The organism is Mesorhizobium sp. M0060, assembly GCF_040323155.1.
GTDB lineage: Bacteria > Pseudomonadota > Alphaproteobacteria > Rhizobiales > Rhizobiaceae > Mesorhizobium.
This window is the reverse complement of sequence record NZ_JAMYUP010000083.1, coordinates 1-21668: the sequence shown is the minus strand read 5'-3', so window position 1 is coordinate 21668 and position 21668 is coordinate 1. Positions and strand designations below refer to the sequence as shown.

General features: G+C 62.5%; 25 protein-coding genes. 10 read left to right on the top strand and 15 right to left on the bottom strand.

Translation table 11 applies throughout. The features are described from left to right. Positions 1-498 (top strand): TOBE-like domain-containing protein (locus NKJ94_RS34255; protein ID WP_352531830.1); only part of this gene is annotated, 498 nt, incomplete at its 5' end. Positions 499-512: 14 nt separating this feature from the next. Here NKJ94_RS34255 and NKJ94_RS34250 read toward each other — a convergent pair. Beyond that, on the bottom strand, positions 513-911 hold the full coding sequence (locus NKJ94_RS34250) for a type II toxin-antitoxin system VapC family toxin (protein WP_502895992.1): 399 nt from the start codon (positions 909-911) through the stop codon (positions 513-515). Continuing rightward, positions 911-1183 carry an antitoxin gene (locus NKJ94_RS34245; RefSeq protein WP_352531826.1) on the bottom strand — a complete coding sequence of 91 codons (273 nt, stop codon included), beginning with the start codon at positions 1181-1183 and terminating at the stop codon, positions 911-913. The genes NKJ94_RS34250 and NKJ94_RS34245 overlap by 1 nt, the downstream gene beginning before the upstream one ends. Positions 1184-1461: 278 nt before the next feature. Between NKJ94_RS34245 and NKJ94_RS34240 the strand changes: the two genes are divergently transcribed. Then, positions 1462-2448 (top strand): sulfate ABC transporter substrate-binding protein, encoded by a 987-nt coding sequence (locus NKJ94_RS34240; RefSeq protein WP_352531824.1) that lies wholly within the window; start codon positions 1462-1464, stop codon positions 2446-2448. 249 nt (positions 2449-2697) lie between these two features. Then, entirely contained in the window at positions 2698-3147 is a 450-nt protein-coding gene (locus tag NKJ94_RS34235) for an RrF2 family transcriptional regulator (RefSeq protein WP_352531822.1), read from the top strand. On the opposite strand, the gene NKJ94_RS34230 is transcribed toward NKJ94_RS34235, so the two are convergent. From NKJ94_RS34230 to NKJ94_RS34200, 7 genes are all read right to left on the bottom strand, one after another. Continuing rightward, positions 3144-3623 (bottom strand): gluconokinase, encoded by a 480-nt coding sequence (locus NKJ94_RS34230; protein WP_352531820.1) that lies wholly within the window; start codon positions 3621-3623, stop codon positions 3144-3146. The genes NKJ94_RS34235 and NKJ94_RS34230 overlap by 4 nt on opposite strands. Before the next feature lie 70 nt (positions 3624-3693). Further along, on the bottom strand, positions 3694-4680 hold the full coding sequence (locus NKJ94_RS34225) for an ABC transporter permease (RefSeq protein ID WP_352531818.1): 987 nt from the start codon (positions 4678-4680) through the stop codon (positions 3694-3696). After that, on the bottom strand, positions 4677-5657 hold the full coding sequence (locus NKJ94_RS34220; protein WP_352531816.1) for an ABC transporter permease: 981 nt from the start codon (positions 5655-5657) through the stop codon (positions 4677-4679). The genes NKJ94_RS34225 and NKJ94_RS34220 overlap by 4 nt, the downstream gene beginning before the upstream one ends. Then, a complete protein-coding gene (locus NKJ94_RS34215) occupies positions 5654-7195 on the bottom strand; it encodes a sugar ABC transporter ATP-binding protein (RefSeq protein ID WP_352531814.1) in 1542 nt (513 codons plus the stop codon). The genes NKJ94_RS34220 and NKJ94_RS34215 overlap by 4 nt, the downstream gene beginning before the upstream one ends. A gap of 80 nt (positions 7196-7275) precedes the next feature. After that, positions 7276-8400, bottom strand: coding sequence for a sugar ABC transporter substrate-binding protein (locus NKJ94_RS34210; RefSeq protein WP_352531812.1), 1125 nt, complete (start codon positions 8398-8400; stop codon positions 7276-7278). A 302-nt stretch (positions 8401-8702) separates the two neighbouring features. Beyond that, complete coding sequence (gntR, locus tag NKJ94_RS34205; protein ID WP_352531810.1) at positions 8703-9731, bottom strand: HTH-type transcriptional regulator GntR; 1029 nt, start codon at positions 9729-9731, stop codon at positions 8703-8705. Between the two features lie 172 nt (positions 9732-9903). Beyond that, positions 9904-11076, bottom strand: coding sequence for an MFS transporter (locus NKJ94_RS34200; protein ID WP_352531834.1), 1173 nt, complete (start codon positions 11074-11076; stop codon positions 9904-9906). A 235-nt stretch (positions 11077-11311) separates the two neighbouring features. Here NKJ94_RS34200 and NKJ94_RS34195 point away from each other — a divergent pair, with 235 nt between their 5' ends. Next, positions 11312-11599: a DUF3175 domain-containing protein gene (locus NKJ94_RS34195; protein ID WP_352531808.1), complete on the top strand. Its 288-nt coding sequence runs from the start codon at positions 11312-11314 to the stop codon at positions 11597-11599. 93 nt (positions 11600-11692) lie between these two features. On the opposite strand, the gene NKJ94_RS34190 is transcribed toward NKJ94_RS34195, so the two are convergent. Together NKJ94_RS34190 and NKJ94_RS34185 are read right to left on the bottom strand one after the other, a co-directional pair. After that, a complete protein-coding gene (locus tag NKJ94_RS34190; protein ID WP_352531806.1) occupies positions 11693-12466 on the bottom strand; it encodes a FadR/GntR family transcriptional regulator in 774 nt (257 codons plus the stop codon). A gap of 30 nt (positions 12467-12496) precedes the next feature. Next, the gene (locus NKJ94_RS34185) at positions 12497-13498 is read right to left on the bottom strand and encodes a LysR family transcriptional regulator (RefSeq protein WP_352531804.1); all 1002 of its coding nucleotides are present in this window, start codon (positions 13496-13498) and stop codon (positions 12497-12499) included. 146 nt (positions 13499-13644) lie between these two features. Here NKJ94_RS34185 and NKJ94_RS34180 point away from each other — a divergent pair, with 146 nt between their 5' ends. The 4 genes from NKJ94_RS34180 (at position 13645) to NKJ94_RS34165 (ending at position 16055) form a co-directional block, all read left to right on the top strand. Continuing rightward, on the top strand, positions 13645-14223 hold the full coding sequence (locus NKJ94_RS34180; RefSeq protein ID WP_352531802.1) for a nitroreductase family protein: 579 nt from the start codon (positions 13645-13647) through the stop codon (positions 14221-14223). Further along, a complete protein-coding gene (locus tag NKJ94_RS34175; RefSeq protein ID WP_352531800.1) occupies positions 14220-15077 on the top strand; it encodes an EamA family transporter in 858 nt (285 codons plus the stop codon). Before NKJ94_RS34180 ends, NKJ94_RS34175 begins: the two co-directional genes overlap by 4 nt. 172 nt (positions 15078-15249) lie before the next feature. Then, positions 15250-15738, top strand: coding sequence for a nucleoside deaminase (locus NKJ94_RS34170; protein ID WP_352531833.1), 489 nt, complete (start codon positions 15250-15252; stop codon positions 15736-15738). 11 nt (positions 15739-15749) lie between these two features. Next, positions 15750-16055, top strand: a complete 306-nt coding sequence (locus NKJ94_RS34165) for a transposase (protein WP_352531832.1) — start codon at positions 15750-15752, stop codon at positions 16053-16055. Positions 16056-16074: 19 nt separating this feature from the next. Here NKJ94_RS34165 and NKJ94_RS34160 read toward each other — a convergent pair whose 3' ends face one another. Next, positions 16075-16545, bottom strand: coding sequence for a GNAT family N-acetyltransferase (locus NKJ94_RS34160; protein WP_352531798.1), 471 nt, complete (start codon positions 16543-16545; stop codon positions 16075-16077). Positions 16546-16745: 200 nt separating this feature from the next. Beyond that, positions 16746-17228 (bottom strand): MarR family winged helix-turn-helix transcriptional regulator, encoded by a 483-nt coding sequence (locus NKJ94_RS34155; protein WP_352531796.1) that lies wholly within the window; start codon positions 17226-17228, stop codon positions 16746-16748. Positions 17229-17335: 107 nt separating this feature from the next. Here NKJ94_RS34155 and NKJ94_RS34150 point away from each other — a divergent pair, with 107 nt between their 5' ends. Then, complete coding sequence (locus NKJ94_RS34150) at positions 17336-17740, top strand: VOC family protein (RefSeq protein ID WP_352531794.1); 405 nt, start codon at positions 17336-17338, stop codon at positions 17738-17740. Between the two features lie 287 nt (positions 17741-18027). Here NKJ94_RS34150 and NKJ94_RS34145 read toward each other — a convergent pair whose 3' ends face one another. Further along, entirely contained in the window at positions 18028-18924 is an 897-nt protein-coding gene (locus NKJ94_RS34145) for an NAD-dependent epimerase/dehydratase family protein (protein WP_352531792.1), read from the bottom strand. Positions 18925-19069: 145 nt separating this feature from the next. Here NKJ94_RS34145 and NKJ94_RS34140 point away from each other — a divergent pair, with 145 nt between their 5' ends. Further along, entirely contained in the window at positions 19070-20008 is a 939-nt protein-coding gene (locus NKJ94_RS34140; RefSeq protein WP_352531790.1) for an NAD(P)-dependent oxidoreductase, read from the top strand. A gap of 652 nt (positions 20009-20660) precedes the next feature. On the opposite strand, the gene NKJ94_RS34135 is transcribed toward NKJ94_RS34140, so the two are convergent. Continuing rightward, positions 20661-21440 carry a FadR/GntR family transcriptional regulator gene (locus NKJ94_RS34135; protein WP_352531788.1) on the bottom strand — a complete coding sequence of 260 codons (780 nt, stop codon included), beginning with the start codon at positions 21438-21440 and terminating at the stop codon, positions 20661-20663. Positions 21441-21668: the final 228 nt, after the last annotated feature.

The following is a 21668-nucleotide window of genomic DNA, read 5'->3' as shown; positions in this document are numbered from 1 at the left end:
ATCCACGACGCCACCGGCCACACCACGGTCTTCGTCACCCATGACCAGGAAGAGGCGCTGGAGCTTGCCGACCGTGTCGTGGTGATGAGCCAGGGGCGCATCGAACAGGTCGGCACCGCCGACGAGATCTACGACACGCCGAACTCTCCCTTCGTCTACGGCTTCATCGGCGAATCGAGCTCGATCCCGGTCAAGGTCGAGGACGGCCAGGTCTGGATCGCCGACCGCCCGATCGGGCTCTCCGCGCCGCATGCACCGCAAGGCGAAGCGACACTGTACTTCCGCCCGCACGACGTCGATCTGGTGGAAGAATGCAACGGCTGCATCGCTGGCACGGTCGCCGCCAGCCGCCGCGTCGCCGGCACCAGGCGGGTCGAGCTCGAAATCGGCGGCGAACGTCAGCGGGTCGAGATCGAATTGCCCGTCGACCATCCGGCGGCGCAGAAAAGTCGCGTGGCGTTCAGGCCGCGGCGCTGGAAACTTTTTCCGGCTGCTTGATCCTCTATCAGACGCTACACCAGCCAGTTCTCGACCTTCAGGCCTTTGATCCGGTTGAACTCGCCGGTATTGGCGGTCACCAGGGTAGTTCCCAGTGCACAGGCGTGCGCAGCGATAAAAAGGTCGTTTTGGCCGATGGTCTGGCCCCGGCCTTCCAGCTCTGCACGAATCGCGCCGTACTCGGTATCCATCGGCATATCGAGCGGCAAGACAGGAATCTCGGCCAGCAATTCCTCGACCTTCTTCAGCAACTTGGCCGATCCTTTCCTGACGCAGCCATATCGCAGTTCCGAGGCCACCACGATGCTGGTACACACGGCGGCGTCTCCCACGCGCTGCACGGCGCTGGCGGCTTTTCCGGCCGGGTTTCGGATCATGTCGCTGATAATGTTCGTATCCAGCATGAACCGCATCAAAAAAATTCCTCGGATTTGACAGGCATATCGTCGACCTCGGGAAAGTCCTCCTCGGGACCGGGCGGCGCCTCTTTCGCCCATTGCGCGAGCAGCGCCGTGAGGCCAGGTTTGCGAACCGGCTCGATGATCAGGCGGTCGCCTTCACGGCTGATCAAGACCCTTTCGCCGGGAAGTTCGAACTCGACAGGAATGCGCACCGCCTGGCTGCGATTGTTACGAAACAGCTTCGCCTCTTTCGGCGGGGTTGTTGAATGGCGGTGTTGGGGCATGGCGATGGCTCCTTGTATATACCATTTGTATATGCCAGGCAGCGCCGCGATGCAATCGTCTTGCCACCGTTGGCCGGCCGGGAGCCATCGTGCACGCGGACGGCACCGGCACCCCTTCCAAGCTGCCCGGAAGGCCCTTCTTGAAAGAAAAACTAGAAATCGCCCACAACGGGACTACTTTTTCTCGCGATAACGTCGAGGGGCCGCTCTGCGTGCCTCGTCGCGCACGATGCCTTGCCGCTATGGTCCGGCAATTACCGCATGGGAGCCCTGTTTTTATGAAACGATTTTTGCTCGGCGTCGCCACGTTGACCGGCCTGTTCCTCGCATCCTCCCAAGCCTGGTCGGCCGACAGATTGCTGAACGCCTCTTACGATGTCGGCCGCGAACTGTTTGCGCAGGTCAACAAGGCGTTCGTCGCCGGGCACCCCGGCGTGACCATCGATCAGTCGCATGCTGGAACCTCGGCGCAGGCGCGTGCCATCGCCGAAGGCCTCGGCGCCGACGTCGTTACCTTCAACCAGATCATCGACATCGACTTCCTGGTCAAGAAGGGCCTCATCTCCGCCGACTGGCAGAAGGACTTTCCCGACAACGCCTCGCCTTTCTATTCGCTGCCGTCCTTCCTGGTGCGCGCCGGCAATCCGAAGCACATCAAGGATTGGAACGACCTCGTGCGCGACGACGTCCAGGTGATCTTCCCCAATCCGAAAACATCGGGCAATGCGCGTTACACCTATCTCGCGGCCACCGCTTACGCCAAGGAGGCCTTCAAGGGCGACGACACCAAGGTGAAGGAGTTCGTCACCAAGCTGTTCAATAACGTGCCGATCTTCGACACCGGCGGACGCGCTGCGACCACCACCTTCGTGCAGCGCGAGATCGGCGACGTGCTGATCACCTTCGAGTCGGAAACGCGCGGCATCCGCAAGGAGTATGGCGAGGACAAATTCGAGCAGGTGACGCCTTCGGTCAGCCTGCTGGCCGAATTTCCGGTGGCGATCGTCGACACGGTCGCCGACGAGCACGGCACACGCGATCTCGCCAAGACCTATCTCGACTTCCTCTATACCCCGGAGGGCCAGGACATCGCGGCCCGCAACGGCCTGCGGGCTCGCGACGCGGCGGTCGCCGCCAAATACAAGGCTGAGTTTCCCGATGTCCGCCTGCTGACGGTGGAGGACGTCTTCGGCGGCTGGGCCAAGGTCCAGGCCGAGCATTTTGCCGCGGGCGGGCTGCTCGACCAGACTTACGGTAGCCGCTGACGTCTGCAACCTCGCGAACTGATTGAAAGCCGGCTTTGCCGGCTTTCTTCGTTTGCCCGCCGAAATTGCAGTTTCCGCGCGTTCCGGACGCCTGCCTGCCAAAACGTTACGAAGAATCAACGCGTGTGCGCGCAATATGTCGTCAGGCGGCCTGTCTGGGTGAACGGCATCGCACGGCCAAACCGTCATTATTTGCACACAAACAGCCGCCAGATGCGGGTGGTTGGGGCTTAATGGGTTGACTCGGGCATGCTTACAAAAAAAGGCAAATACGGCCTCAAGGCCCTCGTGCATCTGTCCGGCCTGCCGGTCGGCCAGCTCGCATTCGTCAACGATATTGCGGTCGCCAACAACATCCCGAAGAAATTCCTGGATGCCATTCTGGGCGAGTTGCGCAATGCCGGCTTCGTCCAGAGCCGCAAGGGCAAGGACGGCGGTTACCGCCTTGCCCGGCCAGCCTCCGAGATCAAGATCGGCCATGTCGTGCGTGTGCTCGACGGGCCGCTGGCGCCGATCCCTTGCGCCAGCCGCACGCAATACCAGCGCTGCGAGGATTGCGACGAGGCGACCTGCCAGGTCCGCCACATGATGCTGGAGGTGCGTCAGGCGATCGCCGAGGTGCTCGACAACCGCAGCCTTGCCGCCATGCGCGACGCCGACAATGACGATTTCCCGGTCGAGCTGACGTCGCAAATCTAGCGCGCGAACAGGCTCAAGGCAGTCGCGACGACGTCGGCGACCGGACGCGTGCCATCCAAGGTCAAAGCCCCCTCGTCCGTCGCTGGCGGTTCGAGCGTCGCGAACTGGCTGTCGACCAGACTTGCCGGCATGAAATGGCCCTTGCGATTGCCGACGCGCCGCATCGCCGTTGCCGGGTCGATCTCCAGATAGACGAAAACAATATTTGGGCAGAAGCCACGCAGGCGATCGCGGTACCTGCGCTTCAGCGCCGAGCAGGCGGCGACCACGCCCTGCCCGCTTGCAACCGACGCGGCGATGCGCTGGCCGATCGTATCGAGCCAGCCCTCGCGTAGCGCATCGGTAAGCGGCTCGCCACGTGCCATGCGCGCGACGTTTTCGGGCGGATGCAGCCTGTCGCCTTCGATAAAGAGGGCGCCCAATGCCGCCGCCAGCGCTTCGCCGACGACCGACTTGCCGCAGCCGGCGACGCCCATAACCACCATGGCGGGTGGTGCTCGACCAGTGCTCGCCGGCGGATAAGCCACGTCTTTCCCGGTCATCAGGTCAGCGGCTTGCCGGCGCGCGGCCATAGAGCAGCAGCATGGCGACGATGACGACGCCATAGATGATCTGCCGCCCCGCCTCCGGCATCTGCATGACGGAGAGAATGGATTGCAAAAGCGTGATCAGGATCACGCCGGCGACGGTGCCGAGATAGGAACCGCGCCCGCCGAGGATCGAGGTGCCGCCGAGCACCACGGCGGCGATCGACGGCAACAGATAGGCATCGCCCATCGATTGCGCCGCCTTGGAGGCATAGCCGGCCAAAAGCACGCCGCCGAAGGCGGAGAGCCCGCCCGAAACCGCAAAGGCGATCATCACCACGCGCCGGGTGTCGATACCGGAAAGATAGGCGGCACGCTCGCGGTTGCCGATGCCGTAGACGGTGCGGCCGAAGCCGGTGCGGGTCAGCACGAAGACCATCGCGGCACCGATCAGCGCCCAGATGATGACGGCATTGGGCACGCCCGGAATGGCAAAGCCTGTCGCCAGATAGCGCATCGCCCGGGTCGCGGAATCCTGCGGCGAGAAACCGCCCGTGTAGAGCACCATCAGCCCCTGCGCGACGGCGTTGGTGGCGAGCGTGATGATCATTGAGGGAATGCGCAGATAAGCGACGCCGATGCCGTTGACGATGCCGATCAATACCCCGCAGAAGATGCCGAACGGGATGGCCAGCGCCACGCCGACAGGGCCGTATGCGGCCGCGGCACAAGCCATCATGGCGCCGACGGCCACCGACCAGGGCACCGACAGGTCGATCTGGCCGAGCAGGATGACCAGCATCATGCCGGTGGCGATGACGCCGAGAAACGACGCCACCTTGAGCTGTTGCAGCAGATATTCAGGCGACAGGAAGCTGCGCGAATAGAGGCTGCCGAGGAACAGCAGCAGCACGATGCAGGCGAACGCCGTCAGAACCGCCGGGTCGGCGCGGCGGAGGAATTTCGGCATGCGGCCAGCGAGACCACCTACAGTCGTTTCGCTCACAGGAACCACTCCAGCCGGTTGCGGACCCGAAACAGGGCGAAGGCGCCGAGGCTGACCGCGATCAGCAGGATGACGCCCTGGAACAGTGGCTGCCAGAGCGGATCGAAATCGAATACGAACAGCAGGTCACCAATTGTGCGGAAGGCGAGCGCACCGAAGATCGCGCCGATGGCACTGCCCTTGCCGCCGAACAGCGACACGCCACCGAGCACGACCGCGGCGATCGAAAACAGCGTATAGGCGTTGCCGCTGGCATAGGCGGCATCGCCGGTATAGGTGAAGAACGTCAGGAACAGCCCGCCGATCGCGGCAAGCAGCCCGGCAAGCGCATAGGCGGCGAACTTTCCACGCCGGATCGGCACGCCGGACATGTATGCGGCCATCTCCGACGATCCCGCTGCATAAGCGGCGCGGCCGAGCACCGACCGGCTGAACGGCACCCAGACCACTAGCACAACGGCCAGCAGCACCACCAGGCTCGCCGGCACCACGCCGAACAGGCGCCCGGTCAGCGCGTCGGCGAGGCCCTCGTTGACCGAGCCGCCCGGAAACGGCCGAAGCAGCAGCGCGATGCCGAAATAGACCGCACCGGTGGCGATGGTGGCGACGATCGGCTGCAGGCGTCCATAGATGACGATGGCGCCGTTGATTGCCCCGCACAGCAAGCCGGTGCCCAGCACGGCGAGGACGCCGAAGGCGGTCTCGATGCCGGTGCCGATGACTAGCCATGAGGCCAGGCAATTGGTCAGCGTGAAGATCATGCCGACCGAGAGGTCGATGCCGGCGGTGATCACCACCAGGGTCTGCGCCATCGCGACGAAAGCGAGCAGCACACCCTTGTTCGAGGCCGTCTGGACGACATTGGCGGTGAAACCTGCCGGATGGTTCGAGGTGTAGATGACGAACATGACAACGAAGATGCCGAACGCCAGCAGCGTTCCGCGCTGTTCGGCGAGCCAATAGCGCCAATCCTTCACGCGTCCGCTCCTTGCTTTGGCATCTCTTCGTGAATGTTGAGCGCGCTGGCAATCAGCGCCCGCTCGGTGATTTCGGCGCCGACCAGTTCACGCTTGACCGCCCCGTCATAGAGCACCAGCACGCGGTCGCAGCAGCCGATCAGCTCGTCATAGTCGGTCGAATAAAACAGAATCGCTGCGCCTTGATCGGCAAGCTTGCGCATCAACTGGTAGAGCTCCTGCTTGGTGCCGACGTCGATACCGCGCGTCGGGTCGTTGAGCAGGATGATGCGCGGCTGCCGCATCAGCCATTTGGCGATGACGACCTTCTGCTGATTGCCGCCGGACAGCGCACCGACTGGAATGTCGAGTCCGGCCGTCTTGATCGCCAGAAGTCCGACCATGTCGTCGATCAGTCGCTGCTCGGCGGCGCGATCGATGACGCCGGCCCTGGACAGCCGGTCGAGGGCGGCGAAGGAGAGGTTTTCGCGCACCGTCATCGGCAGCATCAACCCTTCGGTCTTGCGGTCCTCCGGGATCAGCGCCATGCCGATCCGGTCATCGCGCGCGGCGGCCGGGCTGGCGATCGCCACCGGTCTGCCGTCGATCAGGATCTGGCCTGACAGGCCGCGCAGCACACCGAAGAAGGCGAGCAGCAATTCGCGCTGGCCCTGGCCGTCGAGGCCGCCAAGGCCGACCACCTCGCCCGCCCCGACCGACAGCGAGACATCGTGCAGCCGATCCGTCCACGACAGGCTGCGCGCCTCCAGAACCGGCGTGGCTGCAGCAGCCGCCCGCGCGGGCTTGGGCGGAAAGATGTGGCTGTATTCGCGCCCGATCATCAGTTCGACGACCTCATTGTCGCTTTTTGTGCCGGCGGCGTAGCTGGCGACATTGCGGCCATTGCGGAACACCGTGCACTGGTCGGCAAGTTCAGCGATCTCGTTCATGCGGTGCGAAATGTAGAGCAGCGCCAGCCCTTCCGAACGCAGCCGCTTCAACACCGCGAAAACCCTGGCGACGTCGGCCGCGGTCAGTGCCGAGGTCGCCTCGTCGAGGATCAGGATGCGCGGCTTGCGCGCCAGCGCCTTGGCGATCTCGACCATCTGCCTTCTTGAAAGAGGAAGATCCTTGACCAACGCGAGCGGATGGATATCGGAGGCGCCGGCGCGAGCAAGAGCTTCCTCCGCAATGCGGCGCTGTGCCTTGCGGTCGATCATGCCGAAGCGTTTGGGCGGATCGGAAATGACGATGTTGTCGGCAACGCTGAGTTCCGGGACGAGCGACAGTTCCTGGAAGATGCAGACGATGCCGGCCTGATTGGCGGCGGCCGGCGAAGCGAAGGTAACCTCGCTTCCGTCCAGCATCATGCTGCCCTCGTCGGGCGCGACGACCCCCGCCATAACCTTGATCAGCGTCGATTTGCCGGCGCCGTTCTCGCCGAGAATGGCGTGGATGCTGCCGGGAGTGACCGAAAGCTCGGCCTTTTCCAGCGCCCGCACGCCGCCGTAGCGCTTGGAAATGCCTTCCATACGGAAGAGCGAAACCGCACCGTCCATCGGCCCTCCCAAGGCGCTTGGCGATCAGGATGTCGAGCGCCGACGCCGCAGGATTTCCCGCGGCGTCGGGCTGTTGGAGTTTACTGGTTTTCTTTGCTCTGGCCCATGATTTCCTGCGCTGTGAAATTGATGCCGCAGGTCGGGAAGGAATTGCCGACGAAGAAATTGTCGGATTGATCGGGGAAGTAGTCCTGGCCTTCCTTGAAGTTCGGATCCTCGACGATAGCCAGCGGCAGCTTGATCGCTTGCGGCACGACCTGGCCCTCAAGTGCTGCAATCGCCGTCTTGATGGCAACCGCCACCTGAGCCGGTCCGGTACCGGCCGACGAGCATTTCAGGCCGTCAGCGGCGAACTTGGCGCAGAATTTGCGGAAGCCGTTCTCCGTCTCGCCGCCGAACGGCACGAACGGATGCTTGGCATCGATCATCGCCTGCACGATGCCGGTATCGCCGCCCTGCCCGGTAACGCCGTCGAAGGGGCCGTTGGTGGCAATAGCGTCGGCCGAGGCCTTTTGCGCAACGCCGTCATCCCACTTGCCGACGACTTCGGTGACGTCCCATTTCTTGCCGGACGCGTCGAGAACTTCATGGATGCCGGTGTGGCGGTCGGTGTCGACGGAGGTGCCAGCCACGCCGCGCACTTCCAGGACCTTGCCGCCGTTCGGCACGTGTTTGACCAGCCAGTTGCCCCACAATTCGCCAAGGCCTTTCTGGTCGACATTGACGTTGATGGCATCCTTGGTGTCGAGAATGTTGTCGAAGGCGACCAGCACGACGCCGGCTTCCTTGGCCCGCTTGATGACAGGGCCGAATGCGGTCGGGTTCTGGGCATTGACGACAATCGCGTCATAGCCGGAATCGATGAAATTGTTGATTGCCGAGATCTGGGCCGGCACGTCTTCGCCGGTCGAGACCACCTTGAATTCCTTGAGCTTGGCCGCGACCTCCGGCTGCGCTGCATAGGCCTTCGCCGTCTGCACCATCTGGATGCGCCAGGTGTTGGCGATGTAGCCGTTGGCCAAAGCGATGCGGTACGGGCCGTCTTTTTTGGGGAACTTGAAGAACTGCGTGTCGGCCGACCAGGGCGCGAAGCACTCAGGCTCGGCCGACGGCCCCTTGACGATTTCAGGATCGGCGATCGCCGACGAGCTCAGCATGACAAAAGCAGTGGCGGCAACGATACCGCCAACGAGTGACTTGATCATCGATATTCCTCCCAGTTGCAGTTTTGTTTGTTGTTACGTCGATGAATTTGCGCGTTCTCGGCCCGGCACCTCCCGCCATTTCCGTTGCGCGTTCAGGTGGCCGAATGCCGACCCGATTTCCTCCTTTATTGCCCGGCTAATCCCGCAAAAACTATCATATTATACATAATAAACAAGCATGAGCTGTCGATTATATATAATAAACAGCCTCCGATATTCGGAGCGAAGTACCGCCAGCTGATAATTGGTAGCGCTACCATGACGTTGTGTAAAGCGCCATTTACATTGCGTTGAAGCTCGCCTCAGCGCGCCGTGCTTTCACGTCGCTTGAGTTCGAAGCCGAGGTCGACGACCCGCTGCTCTGGCCTGTTGCCTTCGATAGCCGCTAACGCCATGGCGACCGCCCGCCGGCCGATCTCGTAACGGTAGGTCCGAACGCTGGTGACCGACGGAAAGGCCACCTCCATCATGTCGAGATCGTTGAAGCCGACGATGCCGACCGTCTTCGGCACGGCGATCGAAGCGCGATGGCATTCGAACAACACGCCAAGCGCGATATCGTCATTGTTGCAGAATACGCCGTCCAGGCTCGGCACCTTGGCCAGCGCGTCGCGGAACAATTCGCGCCCGAGCGTGACGCTGGACGGCACCGGCGTTGTCGTGATGAGACGCGCGTCGAACAGGCCGGCCGCGTCCATCGCCGCGCGATAGCCGGCCAGACGTCGCTGCGAGCGCGGGTCCATGCGCGCACCGATGAAGCCGATCCGGCGATAGCCCGCCTCGATCAGATGTTCCGCTGCCGCCTTGCCGCCCTCGAAATGCGAGAAACCAACCATCAAGTCGACCGGATCGGGCCCGGTCTCCATCACCTGCACCACCGGGCAGCCCGCCGTTTCCAGCAGTTTTCGCGACGCCGGCGTCTGGTCGATGCCGGCCACGATCAGCGCCGCAGGGCGTTGCGGCCCAAACACCTGCAACAGCCGCTCTTCCTCGAGGCCGGAATAGTGGGTATTGCCGAGCTGGATGCGGAAAGGGCCGTCCGACAGGCTGTCGTAGATGCCGCGCACCACTTCGGCAAAGACGTTGTTGGTAAGCGACGGCACCAGAACGCCAAACACTTCGGCGCGCGCCGAAGCCAGCGCCCGTGCATTTGGGTCGGGCACATAGCCGAGCTCATTCACGGCGGACTCGATCTGGCGGCGCAGATCTTCCGACACACGCCCGGGCTCACGCAAGGCGCGCGATACGGTAATGGCGCCGACGCCGGCCTTGCGGGCGACGTCGGCGATGGTCGGGCGGCCGCCGCCGCGGCGTGAGCGCGGCTTGATCACCGCAATGGTCCCGACGCCGGGCAACCGCCCAGACGCGACCGTGAAACGATGTTCAGCGTCTTTGCCACTGCTGCCATGCCAACCTGGCCCGTTGCCACACCTTGTCTGGCGTCGCGCAGCCTTCGGCTATTGTCAAGCGACGGCGGAGAGACTGTATCCGTACCGCCGTGCTTCAGGCCATCACAGCAGCGCTGCGCCGCGCCTTCCACAGCAGCAGCACCATGGCCAAAATGTTCAGCAGGTTCCAGGCAATGCCGTTGAGGAATGCGGCGGCATAGGAACCGGTCAAATCGTAGATCCAACCCGACATCCAGCCGCCGATAGCCATGCCGAAGATGGTCGCCATCATGACGATGCCGACGCGCTGGCCGGCTTCTTTGGCAGGCATATATTCGCGCACGATGATCGCATAACAGGGCACGATGCCGCCCTGCGACAGGCCGAAAACCAGCGAGACGACATAGAGCGAGGCAAGCCCGTCGAAGGGGATGTAGAACAACAGCGACAGGCATTGCAGCACCGAGCCGATCAGCAGGGTTTTCACCCCGCCAATGCGATCGGCAAGGAAGCCGGAGCCAAGCCGGCTGACGACGCCTGCCGCCAGCATGATCGACAGCATATCGGCGCCATGCGCCACGCCGTAGCCGAGATCCATGCAGTAGGCGACGATATGCACCTGCGGCATCGACATCGCCACGCAGCAGCCGAGCCCGGCGACGATGAGCAGCGCCTGCAAGGCCGCCGGCGACAGCGAGATCGGCTGGACCACGCGGCTGCCCGGCGATCCGGGAGCCGCCTGGGGCGGTGCGCCGCGCCGGAGCAGCAGGATCAGCGGCACCATGGCCGCAAGGCAAACGACGCCGATCGCGGCATAGGTGAAGCGCCAGCCTTCGGTCTGCATGACATAGGGCATCGCCGTCGGCCAGATCGCTCCGGCGAGATAGTTGCCGGACGCGGCTGTCGTCACCGCGACGCCGCGGCGTCGGTTGAACCAGTGCGAGATGTCGGCAATCAGCGGCCCGAAGATCGCCGACGTGCCGACGCCGATCAACAGCCCTTGGACGAGGGTGAACTGCAGGATTGAACTGGTCAGCGACGCCAGCAGGAAACCGGCGCCAAGCGCAATCGCGGCAATCAGCGCCGGGATCCAATATCCCATGCGGTCGATGGCGCGGCCGACCAGCACATTGCCGGCGGCGAAGCCGACCATGGTCGCGGTGTATGGCATCGAGGCAGCGGCGCGATCGACGCCGAATTCTGCCTGCACGGCTGGCAGCACCACGACCACCGCCCACATGCCGACCCCGCCGATCGTTGCCAGCAGCATCGAGATGCCGAGACGCATCCAAGCATAAGCACTGTCGATGCCGGAACTTCCTGCCTGGCTTGAGACGATTGGGGTCAAGAGCGTTTCCTGTCCGCAGTTCTTAAATCGGCGGTTCTGACCACTATCGGCGCATTCGCATCGCCGAGCAGCGCCACGACAGGCAAATCCGTGGCTCCAGGGATTCAGGCCGGAGTGGAACAGGGGTGCGCCATAAGGCGTTTTCCCGGCAACGAACTTGTGGAAGGAGTTTGCCATGACCGCGCAACGGAAATGGTCTGCCGACGTCACCGAGCACAGCGACGCGCTGGACCTCGAGGAGCACATCTTCGAATCCCACGATCCGAGGAAGATCGCTGCCTCGTTGAAGCGATCGGCCGAGCACAGCGATCGGCGCAAGGCGGGGCCGTTTCAATCCGCCATGTCGATGCTGAATTTCTACATCAACCGCGCCGGCAAGAACCTGCCGGCGGCGCAGAAGAAAGTGTTGGAGGACGCAAAGGACGAACTGCGTGCCCTCTTCGGACGCCCGAGAGAAGATTAGAGCAATTCGGTTTTCCGTCCGGAATTGCGTCAAAACAAAAGATAGACCGGTTCGGCGTTTCCGTGAAACGATGAACCGTCCTAGCGGATCGACTTACCTCGATTTGATGACGCTGTCGGTATTGGCCAACAGTTTGCGCACCGCATTCCGCGCCGCGTCCGGCCGCTGCAGGCGGATGCTCTTCTCGATCGCCTCATGCAGCCTCTGCGCATGCTGCAAATCGTCCAGTTCGCGCGTCGTAAAAGCGAACAGATGATCGAATGCCGATTCGATCAGCACACCGAGCGGCACCAGCAGATCGTTGCCCGAGGCCCGCAGGATGGCGAGGTGAAAACGCGTGTCGGCACGGGTCCGCTCCTGCAGGTTCGTCGCCTCGCCCATCTCGCGGCAGGCCTGGCTGATCTCGGCCATCTGCTCGTCGGTGCGCCGCATCGCGGCAAAGGCGCTAGCCTCCGGCTCGATGATGTGGCGGAATTCCTGCACGGTCCTGAGGAACACCTCGCGGTCCGGCGAGGTCGCATACCAGGCCAGCACGTCGCGATCGAGCAGGTTCCAGCGTTCCTTCGGCTCGACCCAGCTGCCGATCTTCGGGCGTGACGCCAGCAGGCTCTTCGCCATCAGCATTTTTATGGCTTCGCGGACCGCCGAGCGGCTGACGTCGAAGGTCTCGGACCATTTGGCCTCGTTGGGCAGGATGGTTCCCGGCGGATAGTCGCCGCGCACGATTCTCAGCCCGATTTCGTTGGCCAGCGACGCGTGCACGCTCGACCCCGGCATGCGCGCCGCATCGGCCCGGCGAATACCGCTCGTGCGCTCGGCAGACGCCTCGGCCGCTGTCTTTCCCTTATTCGGCTTCGCGTCCCGCATAGCTCCACAAAGTCCGGATTTGGAGGCGTGTCAAGGAGATGAAATCGACGGCAGTGTCTCAGTTTGAATTTCCGCATCCGTCCCCTTGCGGACACCGCGCTTTGCCGAGCGTTCAGGCCGGAGAGGTATGAACGACTTCTCTTTGTTCCGACTGAATTCCTCGATCAGGAAATCAAGGAAGACGCGGATTTTCGGGGCAAGATGTTGCCGTGCCGGATAGACCGCATACAGTGTGGTTTCGACCTTGTTCCAGTCATCCAGAGCCGATTGCAGCCGGCCTGCTTTCAGGTCGCTCTCGACATAGGGATAGGGGATCAGACTGACGCCGAAGCCGGCGCGCAACGCATCGCGCACAGCAAGGCTTGAGGAGACCGAATATCGTCCGTCGATGGCGATCCGCTCGGTGCGGCCGTCCTTGCGGAACTCCCATATGTCCGCATGCCCCGAAAGGCTGAACCGGATGCAATTAGCCATCTTCAAGTCGGAAGGCGTTTTAGGCCGACCATGCTGCTCAAAATAAACCGGAGCTGCGCAAAGCACATGCGGCATGACCGCAAGCGTTCTCGCGACCAGGCTGGAATCCTCAAGATTGTCGCTGCCGCGAACGGCAAGGTCAAATCCCTCCCGCACGATATCGACGCGCCTGTCATCAAGGTGCAGATCGAGTTTCAAATCGGGATAGCGCGATAGAAACTCGGGAATGGCAGCCGAAAGCCGTGTCAACGTGACAGTCATCGGCGCGCTGACCCGCAACGTGCCGCTCGGCGCCGTCTTGATCGGACCGAGGACCTGGTCGGCCCTGGCCAGCGCATCGAGCCCATGCGTGACATGCTCCAGATAAATCCTGCCTTCTTCGGTCAGGGCCATGCGCCGCGTCGTCCGGTTGATGAGCCGCACGGCCAGATGCGCCTCCAACTCGGCGATGTTCTTGCTGATGGCGGGGGGAGAGAGACCGAGCCGCCGTCCGGCTTCGGCAAAGCTGTTCAGTTCCGCAACATGGCGGAAAACCTGCAACGCAGTCAGGCGATCCATCGCACTATTCTCTTTCAGTAAACAATGTCTTTCAATTGTTGCATATTATCCCTCGTTGGTAAATTCTATATCTGCTTCCCGAACGGCTTACTCAGGTTCGGAATGACATGATGACCAACCCCACAATCTCCCTTATCGAGCGACGCATGTCGGCCAATCGGTTCGATGCCTCGCACGCATTGACGGATACCGAGGTCGAGGAACTGGCACGTCTCGCAACGCGCGCGCCAACCGCCTACAACCTTCAGAATTGGCGGTTCATCGCCGTGCGGACGCCGGAAGCAAAGGCGCGGTTGCGCAGCCTCGCCCATGGCCAGACCAAGGTGCAGGAGGCAGCCGTCACCTTCATCATATGCGGCGTACTGCCCGACCACGCTGCCCTTACCGCAAGGCTGCTTCCTTTCGTGGAAGCCGGCTTCATGCCGGCGGATATGGCTTCGGGCTGGCAGGAAGGCGCCCACGAACAATATGCCGATCCTCGGGCAGCCCGTGATGAAGCCGTGCGCTCGGCAGCGCTTGGCGCTGCAACGCTGATTTTTGCGGCCGAAGCGCTGGGCCTCGTCTCCGGTCCGATGGCCGGCTTCGATGCCGAAGGCGTGGCACGCGAGTTTGGCCTTGGGCCGAATGAAGTGCCGGTGATGCTCGTCGCAGTCGGCCGCGCCGCGTCCGGAAACTGGCCGCAAAAGCCTCGCCGCCCTCTTGCCGAAGTTCTGGAGATCTTATGACAACGCGCCGTTTCGATCTGTTGCTTACAGCGACAGCACCCGCAATATGGGGCAGTACCTATATCGTCACCACCGAGTTCCTGCCGAATTTTTCGCCGATGACGGTCGCAATGCTGCGTGCCTTGCCCGCCGGATTGCTGCTGCTCGCGATCGTCCGGCAACTGCCAACGGGCATCTGGTGGCTACGCAGTTGCGTGCTCGGAGCCCTCAACATCTCGATCTTCCTGAGCATGTTGTTTGTCGCCGCCTACCGGCTTCCGGGCGGGGTCGCCGCGACCGTGCTGTCGGTCCAGCCGTTGATGGTGATTTTCCTTGCCGCTGCCCTGCTTGACAGCCCTGTCCGTCGGTTGGCGATCGTCGCCGCCCTTGTCGGGATCGCAGGTGTCGCATTGCTGGTGCTGACCCCGAATGCGGCGCTCGATGCGGTCGGCGTTGCCGCCGGCCTCGCCGGGGCGGCCTCCATGGCCTTCGGAAGCGTATTGGCCCGTAAGTGGCAACCGCCAGTATCGCTGCTTACCTTCACGGCATGGCAACTGACCGCCGGCGGTCTGCTGCTCGTTCCAGTGGCTCTGCTTTTCGAGCCTTCCATCCCGCTCCCGACCGGCGCCAACCTGCTTGGACTGGCGTGGCTCGGGCTGATCGGTGCGGCGCTGACCTATGTCCTCTGGTTCCGGGGCATTGCGCGACTGGAATCCGCAGTGGTGTCATCGCTGCTTTTCCTCAGCCCGGTGACCGCCGTGCTGCTTGGATGGGTATTCCTGGATCAGACGCTGACCTTGCCTCAGATCGCCGGCGTCGTTTTCGTCATCGGCAGCATCTGGCTGGCTCAACGCCCCAAGCGCAACGAGTCCTGAGCCTAATGCATGTCGCGCAAAAGTGTGCAGCGGTTTGCGATAACGACATGCATAAAACAAGAACCTAAAGCGCGTCGCATGAGGCCGGTCGAACGCGACGCGCTTTAGGTTGTTGACTTGTGTCGGCGGATTGTTCGGCACTATGATCAAGCGGCACTGCCGGAGGATTTGGATGCCACAACGCCCTTATGATGAGCGCCTGCTCCGTCAGGCGTTCGAAGTCGCGCGCAAGGCCCGCGATGCTGGCGAACATCCCTTTGGTTCGCTCCTCGCTGACAAAGACGGCAATGTGTTGCGCGAGCAGCCCAACGGTTACAAAGCCGGAGGGGGCGACCGCACCGCTCATGCCGAAAGGCTGCTGGCCTCGTGGGCGGGGATGAATTTCAGTCTCGAAAAGCTGGCCTCTTGCACACTCTACACTTCGGCCGAACCTTGCGCGATGTGCTCCGGGACAATCTATTGGGCGGGCATCGGACGGGTCGTCTTTGGGCAGAGCGAACATGACCTCAAGGGGTTGACGGGCGCACACGTCGAGAATCCCACACTCGACCTGCCCTGCAGGATCGTCTTCGAAGCTGGGCAGCGTCCGACTGAAGTCGTCGGCCCGCTGCTTGCCGATGAAGCGGCGCAACTCCAGGCCGAATTCTGGAAAGACAAGTAGGGTCAGGACTCATTGATTCAGAGGAAGAGGTGACTGCTGACGTGGACAACGACCTAGCGTTCGGACCCAAGGGCTACGACACCAATGCCATCCGCCATAAGGTCGAGGGCAGAGGGACGATGCCGAACATCCCGCCGAAGGCTAACCGGCGCTGGAAAAACTGCTTCTCACCGTTCCTCTACCGCGAGCGCAACGCCATCGAGCGCATGTTCAGGCGCCTCAAGGATTTCCGCCGCATCGCCACTCGGTACGATCGGTCGGCGACGAACTTCCTTGCCGCCGTCTGCCTCGCAGCTACCGTCAGCTACTGGCTATGAGTGCGAGCCCGCCGATCATTCACAACGCCTTCCTCATCCGCAACAGTGGCACGCCCGCTCCGCCTCTGTTGTCGACGACTTCTTCAACCGCCTCAAAGCCGCAGGCCCGATACAGCGGTTCGCCGGCCCTCGTTGCCATAAGCTCGACACTTGTGAAGCCCTCGCGGCGGGCGGCGTCCTCGCACAGCATGAGGATTAGGCGCCCCACGCCTCGGCGGATGAAGCTGGGATGCGTATACATGGCGCGCACGCGCGCAGCGTCTTTCGTCGGGTCAAGCAGCGCTGCATCGCGCCCAGGAGAACGGTCGCCGCCGTAGAGGGTTGCGCGCCGACTCCATCCGCCGCAACCGGCCAGGACGCCATTCTGCTCCGCAATGAAATATGTTCCGTCATCAACGAGTTGCGTATCGAGCCCCATGATTGCTCGGCTCGAAGCGATCTGCTCCTCTGTGAGGAACGGCTTCTGAAGCTCGCCGATGGCTGCATTCATCAGTAAGACCAGCGCCGGCATATCGGCATGTGACGCCAACCGATGGTCCAGGCTGATCCTCGGCATTCTTCAGCAGGTCCAGTGCAAACCGCTTTCAAGTTAGCACAAGATCATCACGATGATGGGAAAAAAGCTAAGGCATGGCCGCTGTCGAAGCTTGCCCTTCGCCGCCGCCTGATGCCCAGTTATGAGTCCCGATCCTAGAGGCCGGTGAGCAATTTCTTAAGTAGAGCGTTAAGAGTTTCCTGCTCCGCCGGCGTCAGCACGGAGATTAATTGCTCTTCTAGCGCCACCATTGGACCGATCAAATCGTCTATCGCGCGCTTGCCGCCAGTCGTTAGCGCAATTTGCTTGCCGCGCCGGTCGTTGGGATCGGGGCGTCGTTCAATCAGCCCAGCGCGCTCGAGCCGGTCCAGGCGGCTCGTCATGCCGCCCGAGGAGATCATTGCCGATTCGTAGAGCTGAGTAGGTGAAAGCATATGGGGTTCACCGGCGCGCCTGAGCGGCGTGAGCACATCAAACTCACCTACATTCAGGCCTACTTCTTTGAGCAACGGGTTCATGTGATCGCGGATAACCCGCGCGGCGGCATCAAGCAGACGACCTACCGTTTCAACAGGTAGCAACGGAAGATCGGGGCGCTCGCGGGCCCATTCCTTAGCTGCGGCCTCGGCGCGATCCATGGCAAATATTCCCTCGGCAAATGTATCTTGCAATCAAGATACATTGCATCTACTAACATTGTAGTAAGACAATAGCGCAGCGCGCAGCCCTGGAGAAGGAGAAATCGATGCCCAAAATGATTTTCGTGAACCTGCCTGTCCGTGACCTATCGGCGTCGACGGCGTTCTACGTGGCGCTAGGCGGCACTGTGAACCCGCAGTTTTCGGGCGAGAAATCCACCTCGCTCATGTTCTCGGACACGATCGGGGTGATGCTGCTGACCCATGACCACTACCGCGAATTCACTACTCGCCCAATCGGCGACGCACGGCGCGACAGCCAGGCAATGATCGTCCTCACTGTCGATAACCGCGACGCCGTCGATTCAACACTGACCAGCGCGGTTGTGGCGGGCGGTCGCGCCGATCCCAACCCAGCACAGGATCTTGGCTTCATGTATAACCGCCACATTGAAGACCCAGATGGCTACGTTTGGGAAATCGTATGGATGAACCCGACGGCGAACGCCTGAACCTAATGCATGTCGCGCAAAAGTGTGCAGCGGTTTTGCGATAACGACATGCATCAAAACAAGAACCTAAAGCGCGTCGCATGAAGCCGGTCGAACGCGACGCGCTTTAGAAGGCCACGCAATGAGCGCGACTAGGCTCTCGTTGATCAGAGCCAGAAGATGGCGGTTGCGGCAATGCAGATGGCGGACATGAAGGTGTCGGCGCATCGGTCCTAGCGGGTGTGAGCCTCGAGTCATGACCAGCAATTCGGGCATGGCCCAGCGCCGTTTCGCGTCAGCTGCGCCCGTCAGGTCGTCTTGACATATTTCCGCCAGCTGTGTTCCGGCCGGAAGCCGAGCACGTCCCGCGCCTTGCGGTTGGAGAGCAGCGTCTCGTATTCGCCGAGTTCGCTCTTGACCGGCACATCGGGATAAAACCGCCTCAGGAGTTCGGCTGTCGGCAGATCGGACGAGGTGTCGTCATTGGCGGCATTGAACACTTGGTAGCCGAGCCCGTCCTTCTCGATGGCGCGCAGCGTGATCTGGCCGAGGTCGCGCGCATCGATATAGCTCCAGGCGATCCGCTTGCGGAAACCCCCATCGGCGAACCATTTCGGAAACAACGAATATTCATGCGGCTCGATGACGTTGCCGATGCGCAAGGCATAGATGTCGAAGCCGCTGCGCAGCGCAAAGGCGCGCGCCGTCTTCTCGTTGACCACCTTGGATAGCGCGTAGCTGTCCATCGGATCGACGTCGTACGCCTCATCGAGCGGGAAATGCGTCGGATCGCGCGGTTCGTTGGCGAAGACCAGCCCGTAGGTCGTTTCGCTGGAGGCGATCACCACCTTGCGGATGCCGAGCTTCACCGCGGCCTCGATGACGTTGTAGGTGCCGAGCGCGTTGATGCGGAACACCTCATTGTCGGGCGTGATCATGATGCGCGGGATCGCCGCGAAATGCACAACGGCATCGATCGGTTGCGAACGCAGCGACGGGTCGAATTCGTGCAGGCCGATATAGCTCGACAGCGCATTGAACACCTGCCCGCTGTCGGTGATGTCGGTGATCAGCGTGCGCACCTTGGGATTGTCGAGCGGCTTGGTGTCGATGTTGAGCACCTGGCAGCCCTGCTCGACCAGATACTGCACGACATGGCGCCCAGCCTTGCCGCTGCCGCCGGTGAACATGATCCGCTTCGTCATTTTGCTCTCCCTGGAATTCATGTGTATTGTCAGACAATATCGAACTCTGCAATTGCCTGCCATGGCATGCGGCAAAAACCCGCTTCAACAATTCGCCGGCAATGTGCAGCGCCGTCATCCATCACTGCAAATAGGACGAAACGACATGAACACGACCGCCGCGAGTGAAAAGATCGGCTTCATCGGGCTTGGCCTGATGGGGCACGGGATAGCGAAGAACATCGTCGACAAGGGCTACCCGCTGACGTTTCTCGGCCGCAAGAACCGCACGCCGGCGGAAGACCTGCTCGGCCGCGGCGCCAAGGAAGCGGCGACCTCGCGCGACGTCGCGGCGGCATCGACGGTTGTCTTCATTTGCGTCACCGGTTCGCGCGAGGTCGAAGCCATCATCCGCGGCCCAGGCGGCATCAAGGAAGGCCTGAAGCCGGGATCGGTTGTCGTCGACTGCTCGACCTCGGATCCTGTCTCGACGGTGGCGCTGGCCGCCGAACTCAAGGCGCTCGGCGTCGACTATGTCGATGCCCCGCTCAGCCGCACGCCGAAGGAGGCCTGGGAAGGCACGCTGGACGCCATGGTCGGTGCCCCCGAGGCAGTCTTTGCCCGCCTGAAGCCGGTGCTCGAAACCTGGGCCGGACGCATCGTCCATATCGGCGACACCGGCGACGGCCACCGCATGAAGCTGCTCAACAACTTCATTTCGCTCGGCTACGCCGCGATCTATTCTGAAGCGCTGGCGCTGGCGCAGAAGGTCGGCATCTCGCCGCCGCGCTTCGACAGCGTCATCCGCAACGGCCGCATGGACTGCGGCTTCTACCAGACCTTCATGCGCTGGACGCTGGAAGGCGACCGCGACGCGCACAAATTCACCATCGCCAACGCCCTCAAGGACCTCACCTATCTCGAATCGATGGCGGGTGCTGCCGGCATCGCCAACCCGCTTGGCAACGCCGCCAAGAACTCCTTCGCAGGCGCCTTCGCGGTCGGCCCCGCCGATCAGTACGTGCCGATGCTGGCCACGCATATCGGCAAGGTCAACGGTGTCGACCTGATGCCCACCAAGGATGGCAAAAAGCAGACGATCTGAGGCGGCCGATCAGCTCTCTGCCGCTCACCTCATTCCGAGGCGTAAGCGCCACTGGCGAAGCTGCCGACCTCCCCTGAGGCAGTGCAATCGCATCTAGGCAAGAGCCCCTCACCCGGATTGCCAACCGAATTGCGAAGGGCAATTCGGGGCAATCCGACCTCTCCCCGAGGGGAGAGGAGGTCGCCAGCATTGATTCCCAGGCTCTTCTCCCCAACGGGGAGAAGGTGGCCGCGAAGCGGCCGGATGAGCGGGACCCCTATGCGATTGCCCTGCCTTGTTGGGGGGATGTCCGGCAGGGCAGAAGGGGCGCTGTCCCTCCGACGTTGGGATCGGCAGCACGCGCAACGCCAAAACCAAAAAACCCGCCTCGGTGGGCGGGTCGTCGGCGCCAATCAGCACCATACCGAAGTTAGTAGCATAGCTGCCGGCACAAAGCAAGAACAAAATATGCTGCGGCGGTAGAAAATCCGAATTCCTGCCTCACCCGAGCTCGTTGCTCAGAACGATTGCAAAACTCGCATTCCTTCGCGCCCCTCTCTGTCCTGCCGGACATCTCCCCCACGAGCGGGGAGATCGGATGCCACTTCGGCTTTCGCTAATCACCAACGTTAGGGCCATGGCAATGAGGGGCGGCGCCGCCCTGGTGCATAAATCACCGCCGCGACCGGCCGATAACGTCGTCGGTATTGGCGAGAAGTCTGTGCACCGCAGCGCGGGCTGCAGCCGGCCGCTGCAGGCGGATGTTCTTCTCGATCGCCTCGTGCAGTGCCTGCGCCCGCCGCTGATCGCTGGTCTCGCGGGTGACGAACTGGAACAGATGGTCGAGCGCCGATTCGATCAGCACGCCGAGCGGCACCAGCAGATCGTTGCCCGATGCCCGCAGGATGGCGAGGTGAAACCGCGTGTCGGCGCGCGTGCGCTCCTGCAGATTGGTTGCCTCGCCCATCTCGCGGCAGGCCTGGCTGATCTCGGCCATCTGCTCGTCGGTGCGTCGCATCGCGGCAAAGGCGCTGGCCTCCGGCTCGATGATGTGGCGGAATTCCTGCACGGTCCTCAGGAACACCTCGCGGTCCGGCGAGGTCGCATACCAGGCCAGCACGTCGCGATCGAGCAGGTTCCAGCGTTCCTTCGGCTCGACCCAGCTGCCGATCTTCGGGCGTGACGCCAAAAGGCTCTTGGCCATCAGCATCTTGATCGCCTCGCGCACCGCCGAGCGGCTGACGTCGAAAGTCTCGGACCATTTGGCTTCGTTGGGCAGGATGGTTCCCGGCGGATAGTCGCCGCGCACGATCCTCAGCCCGATCTCGTTGGCGAGCGACGCATGCACGCTCGAGCCGGGAAAGTGTGCGGCGTCGGCACGCCGAACGCCGGCCGGCCGCTCAGCCTCTGCCTTCAACTTGGCGGGTCGCTTTTTTGATGTCGCGTCCGGCATTCGTATTCCCCGGCAGCTGCTATTCACCTTTGCCGAAAGACCTTAACTCAGGGCATGGCAAAGCAGCGGCCTACGCTCCAAAGCAGCGTCGCCTCGTGCGTTTTGTATGGACAGTGCGAACGGGGCGCCCGCCGACCCGGCCGCCCCCGACTACGCCACCACATAAGGGTTCACGGGTGGCCCGGGTGCGTGTTTAGATAAGCGAGGCCGGGGGACCCCCGCTACGGG

Bases quoted from the DNA above. Each gene is read 5' to 3' on its own strand.
- NKJ94_RS34235 (WP_352531822.1), top strand. From the start codon at position 2,698: ATGCTTACAAAAAAAGGCAAATACGGCCTCAAGGCCCTCGTGCATCTG.
- NKJ94_RS34185 (WP_352531804.1), bottom strand. From the start codon at position 13,498: ATGGATCGCCTGACTGCGTTGCAGGTTTTCCGCCATGTTGCGGAACTG.
- NKJ94_RS34245 (WP_352531826.1), bottom strand. From the start codon at position 1,183: ATGCCCCAACACCGCCATTCAACAACCCCGCCGAAAGAGGCGAAGCTG.
- NKJ94_RS34180 (WP_352531802.1), top strand. From the start codon at position 13,645: ATGTCGGCCAATCGGTTCGATGCCTCGCACGCATTGACGGATACCGAG.
- NKJ94_RS34160 (WP_352531798.1), bottom strand. From the start codon at position 16,545: ATGAATGCAGCCATCGGCGAGCTTCAGAAGCCGTTCCTCACAGAGGAG.
- NKJ94_RS34175 (WP_352531800.1), top strand. From the start codon at position 14,220: ATGACAACGCGCCGTTTCGATCTGTTGCTTACAGCGACAGCACCCGCA.
- NKJ94_RS34200 (WP_352531834.1), bottom strand. From the start codon at position 11,076: ATGCGTCTCGGCATCTCGATGCTGCTGGCAACGATCGGCGGGGTCGGC.
- NKJ94_RS34140 (WP_352531790.1), top strand. From the start codon at position 19,070: ATGAACACGACCGCCGCGAGTGAAAAGATCGGCTTCATCGGGCTTGGC.
- NKJ94_RS34215 (WP_352531814.1), bottom strand. From the start codon at position 7,195: ATGGACGGTGCGGTTTCGCTCTTCCGTATGGAAGGCATTTCCAAGCGC.
- NKJ94_RS34240 (WP_352531824.1), top strand. From the start codon at position 1,462: ATGAAACGATTTTTGCTCGGCGTCGCCACGTTGACCGGCCTGTTCCTC.
- NKJ94_RS34250 (WP_502895992.1), bottom strand. From the start codon at position 911: ATGCGGTTCATGCTGGATACGAACATTATCAGCGACATGATCCGAAAC.
- NKJ94_RS34195 (WP_352531808.1), top strand. From the start codon at position 11,312: ATGACCGCGCAACGGAAATGGTCTGCCGACGTCACCGAGCACAGCGAC.
- NKJ94_RS34230 (WP_352531820.1), bottom strand. From the start codon at position 3,623: ATGGGCGTCGCCGGCTGCGGCAAGTCGGTCGTCGGCGAAGCGCTGGCG.
- NKJ94_RS34155 (WP_352531796.1), bottom strand. From the start codon at position 17,228: ATGGATCGCGCCGAGGCCGCAGCTAAGGAATGGGCCCGCGAGCGCCCC.
- NKJ94_RS34210 (WP_352531812.1), bottom strand. From the start codon at position 8,400: ATGATCAAGTCACTCGTTGGCGGTATCGTTGCCGCCACTGCTTTTGTC.
- NKJ94_RS34145 (WP_352531792.1), bottom strand. From the start codon at position 18,924: ATGACGAAGCGGATCATGTTCACCGGCGGCAGCGGCAAGGCTGGGCGC.
- NKJ94_RS34150 (WP_352531794.1), top strand. From the start codon at position 17,336: ATGCCCAAAATGATTTTCGTGAACCTGCCTGTCCGTGACCTATCGGCG.
- NKJ94_RS34170 (WP_352531833.1), top strand. From the start codon at position 15,250: ATGCCACAACGCCCTTATGATGAGCGCCTGCTCCGTCAGGCGTTCGAA.
- NKJ94_RS34190 (WP_352531806.1), bottom strand. From the start codon at position 12,466: ATGCGGGACGCGAAGCCGAATAAGGGAAAGACAGCGGCCGAGGCGTCT.
- NKJ94_RS34135 (WP_352531788.1), bottom strand. From the start codon at position 21,440: ATGCCGGACGCGACATCAAAAAAGCGACCCGCCAAGTTGAAGGCAGAG.